Here is an 11,816-nt window from a genome sequence, read left to right as displayed (position 1 = left end):
CGTCACACCGCTTTCCTCAACGGCCCGGTGGACCGCCAGATCGTCGCCCCGGATCGCGTCGCGCCGCCGGCATCGCCCTACATTCTTCAGGCAGGAGCGGTCATTCCGGCAGCGCTCATCACCGGCATCCGGTCGGATTTGCCGGGCCAGATCACGGCGCAGGTGACGGAAAACGTCTATGACAGCCCGACCGGCTCGCTGCTCCTGATCCCGCAGGACGCGGATCATCGGCCAGTATGACGATGGCGTGACCTTCGGCCAGCGCAGAGTGCTCTTGGTGTGGAATCGGCTGATCCTGCCGGGCGGCCGCTCCATCGTCCTTGAGCGCCTGCCGGGCGCGGACGCCAGCGGCTATGCCGGTCTGGAAGATGGGGTTGATTACCATTGGTGGGATCTGATGAAGGCCGCCGGTCTGTCCACCCTGCTTGCAGTCGGGGCCGAGCTGGCGACCAGCGACGAGGACCGGCTTATCCGCGCTATCCGCGACGGGGCGCAGGATACCGTCAATCAGGCAGGTCAGCAGATCGTCCAGCGCCAGTTGCAGGTCGCGCCGACGCTGACGATACGACCGGGCTTCCCGGTCAGGATCATCGTCACCCGCGACTTGGTATTCGAGAACGCGGGAGGCTGACCATGACGAAACTGAAACTCGGCCCCATCATCGAGGACAAGCCGGTGAAAGCCACCGTGGAGCTGCCGGGGCCGCTTCACCGCGACCTGGTTGCCTATGCCGAGGTTCTGGCCCGCGAGAGCGGCCAGCCCGTCGCCGATCCCTTCAAGCTCATCGTGCCGATGCTGGAGCGCTTCATCGCTACGGATCGCGCTTCGCCAAGGCCCGGCGCAACTCCGGCTGACTTGTCGTCCCTGCAAAGAGGGGGTGCCGCCAACGCACCCCCTCAAATGCGGCACGCTACAGACCGCCTATCGCCCTCCATGCTTCGCCTAATTCCGGGGCTTCCAGCCGCCCGGAATCCCGCGAACCACGGAGGATTCCATGTGCGCCAAACACCGTTCCGCCCAACGGGGCCGACCACGACAGCCGGTCCCGAAAACGCTCCCCGATGACCTCTACGACTATGACGACGATCCCGCGCCGCGCATCAGCCCGAAGCGCGGAAGCCCGTCGCATGTCTTCGACGTTGAGAAGCTACCCGTCATAGACGACTGGCCCGACGAAGTGCCGATCACCGAGGCTGAAATTCAGGTGTTCGAGCGCTGGTTCGCCGACGTTTTCGATGAAATGTTCGACTCGCTCGACCCCGTTCCTGGCTTTACAAGCCTATCTCGTGATGATAGGGATATGGAGTGATTTGAGCGCCGGGATTTGCCATGACCACGCTGAAAGTCGGGATCGCCGACCCCGAAGAAATGAAGGCCCGCACCATGCGGATCGCCAGAGGCGAGGAACAGTCCGCACCCGGCGAACCGACCGTCTGGTTCGCGTCCACGGAATCGTTCGCCCGGCTTTTGTCGGCGAGCAATCGGGAATTGCTGCGCGTCATCCACGAGCAGGAACCCGGCTCGCTGGAGGAACTGGCGCAGATCACCGGCCGCGCTGGCCCCAATATCTCACGCACGCTCAAAAAAATGGAGGGTTGCGGCCTTATCCGCATGGAGAAGGGCAAGGGCCTCAAGCTGGTCCCCAAGGTCATCCATGACCGTGTGGAGTTGGTCCTCCCCTTGTTCGACCGCCGCAAAAAGAAAGGAACCCGCAAATGAACGCACAATCGCCCACCGTCGCCTTGCGGGCCGCCCTTTATCTGCGCGTTTCGACCCCGCGTCAGGCCGAGCATGACGTGTCGATCCCCGATCAGCGCAAGCAGGGCGAAGCCTGGTGCGCCTCGCGCGGTTATCAGCTTGTCGAAACCTATGTGGAGCCGGGCAACACCGCCACCAACGACCGCCGGCCCGAGTTTCAGCGTATGATCGAGGCCGGCACCTCGAAGCCCGCACCGTTCGACGTGGTACTGGTTCACAGCTTCTCGCGCTTCTTCCGCGATGCCTTTGACATGGAATACTACTACCGGAAGCTCGCCAAGAACGGCGTCCGGCTCGTTTCCATCACCCAGGAGCTTGGGGACGATCCGATCCATGACATGATGCGCCGGATCATGGCGTTGTTCGACGAATACCAGTCCAAGGAGAACGCCAAGCACGTCACGCGCGCCTTGAAGGAGAACGCGCGCCAAGGCTTCTGGAACGGCGCGCTGCCGCCCATCGGGTATCGCATCGCGGCCGCGGAACAACGCGGCGCGAAGACCAAGAAGAAGCTGGAAATCGACCCGCTGCACGCCGACACGATCCGGCTCATCTACCGTCTCGCCCTTGAGGGCGAGGGCGATAACGGCCAGATGGGCGTCAAGGCCATCGTCACATATCTCAATCGCAAGGGCATCTTCACCCGCGACGGCGGGCGTTGGGGCATCGGGCAGGTTCACCGCGTACTGACGCGGCGCACCTATATCGGCGAGCACGAGTGGGGAAAGCGGAGCAAGCACGGCGACCCGCAATCGCCCGACAACATCGTCATCGTCCCGGTTCCGCCGATCATCGAGCGGGAGACGTTCGACGCGGTGCAGAAGCTTCTACAGGCCCGCAATCCCAAGACCGAACTGCCCGCGCGCGTCGTCATCGGGCCGACCCTACTGACCGGCATCTGCTATTGCGGCAATTGCGGTGGGGCCATGACCATCCGCACTGGCAAGAGCGGCCGCTACCGCTACTATGCCTGCTCGATCAAGGCCCGGCAGGGCGAGACGGGCTGCAAGGGCCGCGCGATCCCCATGGACAAGCTGGACAACATGGTGGTCAGCCATATTGAGGACCGCTTGCTTGATCCCAACCGGCTTGAAATGCTGCTCGGCAGCATCCTCGGCCGCCGCGAGGATCAGGCCGAACGTCGACGCCAGCACATCGCCGAATTGCAGCGGCGAGCGGCCGAATCGGAACTGCGCTTGAAGCGCCTCTACGACGCCATAGAGGCAGGCGTGGCCGACCTGGACGACCCGGCGCTTGCGGAGCGCATCGCCGGCCTCAAGGTCATCCGCGATCAGGCCAAGATCGATGCCGACCGCGCGCAGGCGTTGCTCGAAAGCCCCAGCCACAGCGCCATCAGCCCCTCGATGATCCATGGTTTCGCCCGCCGCGCACGCGAGCGCATCCGGGGCAGCGAAGGCGGCTACCGGCGGGATCATCTGCGCGCCCTGGCGCAGCGAGTCGAGGTCGCCGATGACGCAATTCGCATCATGGGATCAAAGACGGAGCTGCTAAGGACGCTTATTGCTGGCCAAGGGCGGCTATCGGCGGCGATTGGCGTGCCCAGAGGCGGACTAAAATGGCGGAGAGGATGGGATTCGAACCCACGAGACCCTTTTGAGGTCTACTCCCTTAGCAGGGGAGCGCCTTCGACCACTCGGCCACCTCTCCGGCGAAAGGCTGGATAAAGAAAACCGGCCGCACAATCAATACGGCATTCGCGATTCCGTGCTTTATTATAAGGAAATTCTGCATCCTGCCCGGCGCACGATGGGCGGCTGCATGAATCACCGGAAATCGCGGCGAGGAATCGCCGGGCCCGATACCAGTGATTCCGTATCAATTTGACTCGATTCGTCCCTGCACTACGGTAAATCCATCCCCCGGAACGCGTTTGTTATGCCGCTATCCGGCCTCCAAGTGTTAAGAAAGACTTACCCGGCGGCTCAGATCGTGTCATTTGTGCAACAGCCATTCCGGATAGACGACCGTCAGGGGGGCTTGCCGCGTAATCGCGGTTGAACCCGGCGCCTCATGAGTAATGTCAGGCTCGGAAAGGGGGCGCGAAAGCGCGAACTTTTCTTTTCTTGGGGATGGGGCAGGGAACGCTGTCCTTCAGCAAAATACCCAGACCCGCATTTAGAACTTTGACTGGAGGTCAGAACATGAAACTCAAGAGCCTTCTGATTGGCTCCGCAGCTCTCGCAGCTGCTGCAACCGGCGCCAAGGCGGCCGACCCGATCGTCGTCCCCGAGCCGGAGCCGATGGAATATGTGCGCGTTTGCGACGTCTACGGCGCAGGCTTCTTCTACATCCCCGGCACCGAGACCTGCCTGAAAATCAGCGGCATGGTCCGTTACCAGATCGGTTACGGCGACGGTGACTTCTCCGACCAGGAAGGTTGGGACAAGTATGCTCGCGGTGAGCTGAACATCGACGCCCGCTCCGAGACCGAGTACGGCACGCTTGGCGCATGGATCAAGTTCCGTGGCACGAGCTCCAACAGTGCTGCCCGTTCCACGGTTGGCCTGAACGACGGCGATGCCTACTCGCACGGCGTGACCAGCTCGGGTGTGAACCTGCAGCAGGCAGTGATCTCGCTCGGCGGCCTCTCCATGGGTATGTCCGACTCGATCTGGGATACGGGTCTCCACGGCGAGCAGGACCGCGGCTTCTTCCCGTACGGTCGCGTTCACTTCATCGGCTACAACTTCGCAGCTGGCAATGGCGTCACCTTCGCCGTCATGCTCGAAGAAGCTGATGACAACTACGACTGGACGCCGAATGTTGTCGGTAAGGTCGGCATCGCTCAGGGCTGGGGCTCCGCAGACCTCTACGCCGCTTACGATGCAACGGCTGAAGAATTCGCGATCAAGGGTATCGTCAAGGCGAACCTCACCGACCGCTTCTTCATCCAGGGTCTTGCCCAGTACGAAAGCGGCGTGAGCTTCTACTCGGCCAACCCGCTCGACGGCATTGCCACGGCTACCTACGGCACAACGGCAGTCATGCCGGGTGCAGAATGGTCGCTCGCTGGCGTTCTCGGCTTCAAGGCCACGCCGAAGCTGACCGCTTCTATCGGCGGCGCATACTACAGCGAAGTCGGTCATGACGTTGTCTACACCGACGTCAACGCCTGGAACATCGGCACGACCATCGACTACGAGATCGTCGAGAACTTCAACGCGAAGCTCGCAGTCAACTACACCAAGTTCGACGGTGTGGTTAACGGCCTGACCGATCCGGACCAGTTCCACGGCTTCCTGCGCTTCCAGCGCGACTTCTAATCAGAAGAGCCGTATAGCTTGAAGCGGGGCCCGGCATTTGCCGGGCCCCGTTTTTTGTGTTGCGTGTCGCGGCCGAAGACCGCAAAGCGATTTCACACTTGCCGGGCTTGATGTAGGGTCGCCGCGTTCAATCAGAGAAAGCACAGACCAGACACGGCCCATGACACGACGCCCACCGCTTACCCCACTTGCACAATCCCTCCCTTCCACCGTGCCCTTCGTGGGGCCGGAAACGCAGGAGCGCGCCGCGGGGCGCCCATTTCGCGCCCGTCTCGGCGCCAATGAGAACGGCTTTGGCCCCTCGCCCCGCGTGATCGAGGCCATTGGGCGCGCGGCGCATCATGTCTGGAAGTATGGCGACCCGGAGAGCTCCGACCTGCGCGCGGCGCTGGCCGGCGAGCATGGTGTAAAGCCGGAGAACATCGTCGTCGGAGAGGGCATTGACGGGCTTCTGGGCCTTGTCGCGCGCCTTTACATCGAGCCCGGCACGCCGGTCGTCACCTCGCTCGGTGGCTATCCCACCTTCAACTATCATGTCGCCGGCTTCGGCGGGCGGCTGGTGACGGTGCCCTATGCGGGCGATTACGAGAATCTCGAAGGTCTGCGCGATGCGGCCATCGCCGCAAACGCGCCCCTCGTCTATCTCTCCAACCCAGACAATCCGATGGGCACCTGGTGGGAGGCGGACGAGGTGCAGCGCTTTATCGAATCGCTGCCTGAAACAAGCATGCTCATCCTCGACGAAGCCTATGGCGAGACCGCGCCGGCAAGCGCCCTGCCCCGCTTCGAGCCCGACCGGCCCAATGTCCTGCGCATGCGCACCTTCTCCAAGGCCTATGCGCTGGCCGGCATGCGCTGCGGCTATGTGATCGGCGAGCCCGAGACCATTCGCGCCTTCGACAAGATCCGCAACCATTTCGGCATGCCGGGCGTCACGCAGGCAGCAAGCCTCGCCGCGCTGCAGGACAAGGCGTATCTTCATACAACACTCGAGCGGGTCAGCGCCTGCCGGGATCGCCTCGCGGCAATCGCCGCCGCGAACGGGCTGACCTCCATCCCCTCGGCGACCAATTTCGTGGCCATCGACTGCGGCGGCAGGGCCGCTGCCGAGGCGGTGATGCAGGGGCTGCTCGAGCGCGATGTCTTCGTTCGCAAACCGGCAACGCCGGGGCTCGACCGCTGCATACGCGTCAGCGTCGGCCCGGACGATGAAATCGATGTGTTCGAGGCGGCTTTCGCCGAAGCGCTGGCTGCGGCACACAACCGACGCTGAGGATGGGGGGCAGGCCGGCGTCGGAACTTCGCGACGCTTCACCGCCCCTCACCACAGCGCTCTGTCAGGCAGCCAGTGCAGCGCGTGTCCTGCCGATCATCAGGGCGGCTTTTGCTGCTTCGCGCCCCTTCTCGACGAAATGCGCGCGATAGATTGCCGTGTGGTGCTCGGTCGGCTGGAAATGATGCGGCGTCAGCGAGACGGAAAGAACCGGAACGCCCGTATCAAGGCCCGCGCGCATCAGCCCGTCGACAACGGCCTGCGCGACGAAGTCATGGCGGTAGATCCCACCATCCACGACGAAGGCTGCGGCAGCGACGGCGGCATAACGGCCAGAGGCTGCAAGATCGCGCGCGACGAGTGGCATCTCGAAGGCGCCTGGCACGTCAAACACGTCAACCTGATCGGCCGGGATAAGCTCGCAAAAGCCTTCAAGCGCGCGGTCGACAATGTCGGCGTGCCAGTTGGCCTTGATGAATGCGTAGCGGGTGTGTGTCATCGTGATCTCCTTTCGCAACGGACACGTCACCCAAGGCGATCACGGGCGATGGACCGCCGCCGAAGAACCGGCACACGGACACCGCGCGTTCTCTTCCATCCGGACTATCACCGTCGGCCCAGGAATTTCACCTGATCTGCTGACCCTTTCCGCAGTCTCGCGAAAAGGCGCTCGCGGGCTTGCGGCCAGTGCCGCTTACCGCCGGTGGGGAGTTTCACCCCGCCCTGAGAACGAGGCGAAGATAAGCACGGGACCGGCCCGGGGCAAGTCGCAAAATGCGGGGTGACGGTGTGTCTTCAAATGCGGCGGAGATGGTTGTCCCAGGCGGGAGCGGCCGGATCGGTGGCGCGAACATTTTCGAGCGGCGCATCCGGGCCGGTGCGGACGATTGCGCCCCGCCCGCTGGTGCCCAGGAGACGATGACTGGAGAGTGGGGCGAGCCCGCAGCCATCCTTCAACGAGCGTTCGCCAAGGCACCGGCCCGTCCCGGCATCCCAGAATACAGCGAGCCCGCCGCGCGGTGACGAGGTGGCGACGATCTCGCCGGAAGCATCGGTTGCAACGGAGCCCACGTAGTTGTCGAAGGCTTCAGGGTCGTCTCCGGGCCGGCGAAGAGCTCGATTGCCCTGCCCCGGCGATGACGGCCAACCAGTGGCGGTCGTGCATCGTCCTCGCCCTGATACTGGGCGCCGAACCAGACGGCGCCGAACCGGTCGAGCGTCATGTGGCGGATAGAGAGTTTGTGCAGTTCGGGGGTAAGCTCCGCCTGCTCGATCATCTCACTGGATTCAAGGTCGACATAGGAGAGGCTCGGCTTCATCGTCGCCAGATTGAACTTGACCCGTTCATAGTCGGGATGGGTGAGGATGCCGCCATTGGCAATGCAAAGCGTCCTGCCGTCCGCCAGGAGGATCACCTCATGCGGGCCGATGCCACCGGTCTCGAACTCGCCGATGCGACGAAAGCCTGCAGTCGCGTCGTAGAGACCGGTGATGCCGCGTTCGCCTTCGTAGTCATTCTCCGTGGCCAGCAGCAGCCTGCCGTCCGGGGTAAAGACGCCGTGCCCGTAAAAATGGCGGTCGGGGGGCGGAGCGAAGGCCAGCGGCTCGCCCTTGCCGTCGACCGAGAAGGCAATGGCAAAGCGGCCCGGCGAACGGGCAAAGGCGACGGCGCGGCGGCGCGGTGCATCGATGGCAAAGGAATGCCCACGCGCCTCCAACGGCAGGACGAGCCGGTCACGCCCGCTCGCGTCGATCACCGCCGCCTCAAAACCGCCCGCGTTGAGCCGGGCACCCAGAAACAGCGCCTCCTCATCCGCCCTGGCGTGCTTTGGGCCGAAAGCTGCGGCAGCGCTCGCAAGGGCCAGAAATGTCCGCCGATCAATCTCCATCGAGCGCATTGAACCCCATCACCAGTCCGAGTGCGCCGGAAAGCTCGCCATTGAGTGTGTGCTTCGCCCCTTCCATGGCGATAGTCGCGTAGGAGATGCGGCCGCGGTCCGGTTCTTCGGAGAAGGCCTCTTCCGGTGCCGTTTCGACCGCAAGCACGGCCTCCTGGGCGTGCGAGAGATCGAAGTCCATGCCACGACCGTAGGTATTGACGAGGTCGGACGGGCCATCGACAAAGCCTGCCGCGGCGATGAGCTTCTGCACGCCTTCGATCTGGGCTGCGACGAAAGCGAAGGTGTGGCCGCTGCGCCAGAACGGCGCACGTTTGCCACGGGCTTTCTCGACGGTTTTGCCGAGTGCCGGCAGAAGTTCGGCATTGCGGGCAAATTCCAGCGCCGTGCCGGCGGCCTTGACGATCTCGCCGGCCACTTCCGCGCTCGAACGGTATGGGTCGCGGTCGGCGGCGGGCGCGGTGAAGGCCGCGCGGAAGCTGGTGCCCTCGGCCCATGCCTCCTCCAGCTCCGCGGCAAGACCGGCGATGTTGGCGGAAATTGCCTCAGCGTATGCGCAGCGCCGTGCGTCAGTCGGCAGCGCATCTCCGCCCGCTCCGAAGAGCACATAATCGAGTGCCGGCAGGCCCTGCAGTGCAACGCTCTGGCTGGTGAGATCGTCCGGCAGGGGCTCTTCGGACGCGAGCAGTCCCTGCACCTGGCGCAGGGTGACGCCGCGCGGATCCGGCCAGAAGAAAATGCGTTCGAACCGATTTTCCGCCACCAGTGGCCCGAAGCGTAGGACCGAGACATGCGCAAAGGCTGAAAGCGTGTTGGCAAAGCCCGCATGAACGGCATTCAGATCATCTTCAGGCGTGCCGCTGCAGGCCTTTTCGAGTGCCTCGGACAATGCGCCGCTCGTCTCGCGAAAGCGAGTCAGCGCCGGGGTTACATAGCCCTCAACAACCCTGCTTCCAATGTCGGGGGCGATCATGTCCGGCGTGTCCTGCGCAAAAGCCGGGATGGCCGAAAGGCACAAGATCAGGGCAGATCGGGAAAGACGGGCATGCATCAAAGGTCTCCATAGCCGGGGTCTTTGTGCTGGCTGTCGCACCGAGGGGAGAGGAGATGTGCGAGGGCTGGCCGGAAGCCGGAGCTGGCTCCCTTGCTTCCGGCTTAACGCCGTCAGGGCGCAGGGACAAGGGCGTCAGCCCCCGTTTGGCAAAAGTTGATCGCGCAGGACGGGAAGCCTGAGCCCGTCATAGCCGGTGAGAGGCTCCGCGTTCCAGAGCCCGTTCAGCACCGCCTCTTCCGCCGCCTCCACGGCGGCAAGGAGAAACGGATCGAGCTGCGCCTCGGCCAGCCGCTCGACATTCTCGATCTCGCTGTCGATGGAAAGCATGTTGGCAGTGGAAAAGGCCAGAGCCACATCGCCGCTCTGGTCGCCCCAATAGCTTCCAAGCCGACCCAGCGCCGCACCCGCCCGCCGCGCGATGCGGGCAAGCTGACGTGAATCGAGTGGCGCATCGGTGCCATAGACGATGATGACGGAGCCCCTGTCCTGCGGATCGGCCCGACCCGGCTCCGGAGTCTCAATGCGGTCTCCCAGAAGCCTGAGATCGCCCGGCCGTCCGAAATTGGAAAGGACGAGGGCGCCCAGGGTGTGCGTGCGACCGGAAGGCAGTGCGACACGCCGCGACGCGCTGCCTATGGCGCCGGCAAAGCCGAACGTGCGCATGCCGGTGCCGGCTCCCACCGTGCCCTGCGCGAATTTTATTTCAGCAGCGGCCATCGCGTCATTCGCCATGGCTTCTGTGACGGCCAGCGCCTGTATGTCGCTGACACGCCCGTCATTGCACTCCAGAACCAGCGGGTTGACCGTCGGGCGGCTGCGGCCGATTTCAGGGTTTTGCGCAATCGCCCGGCGGATCAGCGCCGCGGTGCAGGCGGCAACGCCGAATGTGTTGGTCAAAAGGATCGGCGTTTCGATGCGGCCCAGTTCGGCAAGCTGCATCAGGCCGGCGCTCTTGCCGAAGCCATTGAGCACCGTAAGGCCCGCCGGCACCGGATTGCGGAACAGATCGCCATCGTGGGGAAAGATCGCGGTAACGCCGGTGCGCGCGGTATTCTCCCGGTGGGTCCGGTGCCCGACGGTCACACCCGGCACGTCGGCGATGGTGTTGGCGGGGCCCGCCGGCAGGTCCCACCATGTGCCTGCCCTGTCGAAGATGCGATCCGTCATGCCAGTGCCGCCGCCATCAGTGAGAAGCCTGAGAGGATGCCGATTGCCTCGGCATGGTTCCCGGCGCCAAAGCGTATATCCAGCGCGCCGGTGCGCTCCGCAAACGGCATGAGCGCTGCAGCGTCCGCAAAGAGCTGCTTGCTGAAACTCACATCAATGGTGAGCGGCGGCCTGCAGGGCGCTTCCACAACGGCATCTGCCGCTCGTTCAACGGCCCCGCACACCTCCTGCTCGATCTTCTCACGCGCCTCGCCCGGCGAAAGGCTTTCGGCGGCCGTCGCGTTGATGCAGCGTTTGACAGTGATTGAGCGGGCGGCGGGAAACTGCTCGGCGACCTCGGTTTCAAGCCGGTCATCACCGCTGACGGCAAGCAGCGGCACGCCGATTTCAGCGGCATGACCGGCAAAAAGCGTCGGCTCGCCCGCCCGCACACCGTTCACCTCTATGCGGCGGAAAGCAAGACCGCTGATCGTGTGCGCGAGAACACCGAAATTGTCGGCTGCCGCATGGTAGCCGATCAGCACGGCGCCGGCATGGCCGGCATGAATGCCCTCGATCATCGACAGGGGCCGCGTCCGACCCGACACGACGCGGGCGCGCGGATCGAGCTGATCGACGATCATGTTGCGCATCGGCCCATGCGAATCGGCAACGGTCACCGCATCAGCGCCGCCTGCAAACGCCCCGCGAATGGCGGCGTTGGCCTCTTCGGTCATGAGACGCCGCGCCACCTCATATTCGGGATTGCCGCGCTGGCCCTGAAGAGCCTCATTGACGCCGGCCACGCCTTCGATGTCGACCGAAATGAAGATGTGCATGTGAAGGTCCCCAAAGTGAATCGCTGGCATTCGACTTGAAAACCCCGGTGATTTCCAGCCCCACGACCGCACGGAAACGAGGCCAGGGGCTTGCGGGTCGACCTGTAGCGTGCAAAACAGGAATTGCGTTCGGCAACCTGCCGCAGGCGGTTCATCCGCAGAACGTCAAAGCACCCTCATTTCCTTCCCCCCGCCCCCCCAAGCGCAGTACCACTGCGTCTGTTCACCGGTGCTTCCCTCCCCCCTTCTTTCCGGCGCTTCGACTGCAATCCTTCATTTCACTCATGGAGAAACTCATGTCTTCACGGCTTTTTCTGCCGGTGCTTGCACTGGTCGTTTTTTTCGTCGGTGCGACGGAATTCATGATCGCGCCAATGCTGACACCAATTGGAACGGCCTTCGGTGCATCGCCTGCCGCTGCCTCCTGGCTGATATCCGGCTATGCGCTTTCCTACGCGCTTGGCGCGCCGCTCATCGGGCTCATCGCGCACCGGATCGACCGGCGAATGCTCCTGGCTGTCGCGCTGGCGCTTCTTGCCGCCGACGGGCTCGCCGTGGCGTTTG

10 protein-coding genes, 1 tRNA gene, 4 pseudogenes and 1 riboswitch are annotated in these 11,816 nt (G+C 63.9%); of the genes and pseudogenes, 8 read left to right on the top strand and 7 right to left on the bottom strand.

Annotation, left to right across the window (positions count from 1 at the left end; all coding sequences use genetic code 11):
* The 5 genes and pseudogenes from JCM21793_RS27510 to JCM21793_RS30685 form a co-directional block, all read left to right on the top strand.
* Nucleotides 1-631, top strand: a pseudogene (locus tag JCM21793_RS27510) (TraB/TrbI/VirB10 family type IV secretion system protein); the annotation flags it as partial.
* A gap of 2 nt (nucleotides 632-633) precedes the next feature.
* Nucleotides 634-854, top strand: a pseudogene (locus JCM21793_RS28955) (DUF2274 domain-containing protein).
* Nucleotides 855-994: 140 nt separating this feature from the next.
* Entirely contained in the window at nucleotides 995-1,309 is a 315-nt protein-coding gene (locus JCM21793_RS20965; protein WP_025031614.1) for a hypothetical protein, read from the top strand.
* Between the two features lie 20 nt (nucleotides 1,310-1,329).
* On the top strand, nucleotides 1,330-1,719 hold the full coding sequence (locus JCM21793_RS20960; RefSeq protein WP_025031613.1) for an HVO_A0114 family putative DNA-binding protein: 390 nt from the start codon (nucleotides 1,330-1,332) through the stop codon (nucleotides 1,717-1,719).
* Nucleotides 1,716-2,759 (top strand): annotated as a pseudogene (locus JCM21793_RS30685) (recombinase family protein); the annotation flags it as partial. The gene JCM21793_RS20960 and the pseudogene JCM21793_RS30685, both read left to right, overlap by 4 nt.
* Here JCM21793_RS30685 and JCM21793_RS30680 read toward each other — a convergent pair.
* Together JCM21793_RS30680 and JCM21793_RS20945 are read right to left on the bottom strand one after the other, a co-directional pair.
* Nucleotides 2,643-3,194, bottom strand: a complete 552-nt coding sequence (locus tag JCM21793_RS30680; RefSeq protein ID WP_025031611.1) for a hypothetical protein — start codon at nucleotides 3,192-3,194, stop codon at nucleotides 2,643-2,645. The pseudogene JCM21793_RS30685 and the gene JCM21793_RS30680 sit on opposite strands and share 117 nt — an antisense overlap.
* Before the next feature lie 141 nt (nucleotides 3,195-3,335).
* Nucleotides 3,336-3,426 (bottom strand) — tRNA-Ser (locus JCM21793_RS20945).
* 494 nt (nucleotides 3,427-3,920) lie between these two features.
* Between JCM21793_RS20945 and JCM21793_RS20940 the strand changes: the two genes are divergently transcribed.
* Nucleotides 3,921-5,042 (top strand): porin, encoded by a 1,122-nt coding sequence (locus JCM21793_RS20940; RefSeq protein ID WP_025031610.1) that lies wholly within the window; start codon nucleotides 3,921-3,923, stop codon nucleotides 5,040-5,042.
* Nucleotides 5,043-5,202: 160 nt separating this feature from the next.
* The gene (locus JCM21793_RS20935) at nucleotides 5,203-6,315 is read left to right on the top strand and encodes a pyridoxal phosphate-dependent aminotransferase (protein ID WP_025031609.1); all 1,113 of its coding nucleotides are present in this window, start codon (nucleotides 5,203-5,205) and stop codon (nucleotides 6,313-6,315) included.
* Between the two features lie 64 nt (nucleotides 6,316-6,379).
* Here JCM21793_RS20935 and JCM21793_RS20930 read toward each other — a convergent pair whose 3' ends face one another.
* The 5 genes and pseudogenes from JCM21793_RS20930 to JCM21793_RS20910 form a co-directional block, all read right to left on the bottom strand.
* Nucleotides 6,380-6,814, bottom strand: a complete 435-nt coding sequence (locus tag JCM21793_RS20930) for a 6,7-dimethyl-8-ribityllumazine synthase (RefSeq protein ID WP_007008472.1) — start codon at nucleotides 6,812-6,814, stop codon at nucleotides 6,380-6,382.
* Nucleotides 6,815-6,897: 83 nt separating this feature from the next.
* Nucleotides 6,898-7,050, bottom strand: a riboswitch (FMN riboswitch).
* Nucleotides 7,051-7,110: 60 nt separating this feature from the next.
* Nucleotides 7,111-8,204 (bottom strand): annotated as a pseudogene (locus JCM21793_RS27500) (DUF1513 domain-containing protein).
* Entirely contained in the window at nucleotides 8,194-9,264 is a 1,071-nt protein-coding gene (locus JCM21793_RS20920; protein ID WP_025031608.1) for an imelysin family protein, read from the bottom strand. Before JCM21793_RS20920 ends, JCM21793_RS27500 begins: the two are co-directional and overlap by 11 nt.
* A 135-nt stretch (nucleotides 9,265-9,399) precedes the next feature.
* A complete protein-coding gene (locus tag JCM21793_RS20915) occupies nucleotides 9,400-10,434 on the bottom strand; it encodes a P1 family peptidase (RefSeq protein WP_025031607.1) in 1,035 nt (344 codons plus the stop codon).
* The gene (locus JCM21793_RS20910; protein WP_025031606.1) at nucleotides 10,431-11,252 is read right to left on the bottom strand and encodes a M55 family metallopeptidase; all 822 of its coding nucleotides are present in this window, start codon (nucleotides 11,250-11,252) and stop codon (nucleotides 10,431-10,433) included. The genes JCM21793_RS20915 and JCM21793_RS20910 overlap by 4 nt, the downstream gene beginning before the upstream one ends.
* 296 nt (nucleotides 11,253-11,548) lie before the next feature.
* On the opposite strand from JCM21793_RS20910, the gene JCM21793_RS27495 reads away from it, so the two are divergent.
* Nucleotides 11,549-11,816 (top strand): MFS transporter (locus tag JCM21793_RS27495; RefSeq protein ID WP_155983505.1); only part of this gene is annotated, 268 nt, incomplete at its 3' end.

Source organism: Nitratireductor aquibiodomus NL21 = JCM 21793 (assembly GCF_000615975.1).
GTDB classification, from domain to species: Bacteria; Pseudomonadota; Alphaproteobacteria; order Rhizobiales; family Rhizobiaceae; genus Nitratireductor; species Nitratireductor aquibiodomus.
This window is presented reverse-complemented; position numbering and strand designations above follow the sequence as displayed.

What these genes read in the sequence shown, in the direction of transcription:
- JCM21793_RS20910 (WP_025031606.1), bottom strand. Translation starts at nt 11,252, where the DNA reads ATGCACATCTTCATTTCGGTCGACATCGAAGGCGTGGCCGGCGTCAAT.
- JCM21793_RS20915 (WP_025031607.1), bottom strand. Translation starts at nt 10,434, where the DNA reads ATGACGGATCGCATCTTCGACAGGGCAGGCACATGGTGGGACCTGCCG.
- JCM21793_RS20965 (WP_025031614.1), top strand. Translation starts at nt 995, where the DNA reads ATGTGCGCCAAACACCGTTCCGCCCAACGGGGCCGACCACGACAGCCG.
- JCM21793_RS20960 (WP_025031613.1), top strand. Translation starts at nt 1,330, where the DNA reads ATGACCACGCTGAAAGTCGGGATCGCCGACCCCGAAGAAATGAAGGCC.
- JCM21793_RS20930 (WP_007008472.1), bottom strand. Translation starts at nt 6,814, where the DNA reads ATGACACACACCCGCTACGCATTCATCAAGGCCAACTGGCACGCCGAC.
- JCM21793_RS30680 (WP_025031611.1), bottom strand. Translation starts at nt 3,194, where the DNA reads ATGATCCCGCCGGTAGCCGCCTTCGCTGCCCCGGATGCGCTCGCGTGC.
- JCM21793_RS20920 (WP_025031608.1), bottom strand. Translation starts at nt 9,264, where the DNA reads ATGCATGCCCGTCTTTCCCGATCTGCCCTGATCTTGTGCCTTTCGGCC.
- JCM21793_RS20940 (WP_025031610.1), top strand. Translation starts at nt 3,921, where the DNA reads ATGAAACTCAAGAGCCTTCTGATTGGCTCCGCAGCTCTCGCAGCTGCT.
- JCM21793_RS20935 (WP_025031609.1), top strand. Translation starts at nt 5,203, where the DNA reads ATGACACGACGCCCACCGCTTACCCCACTTGCACAATCCCTCCCTTCC.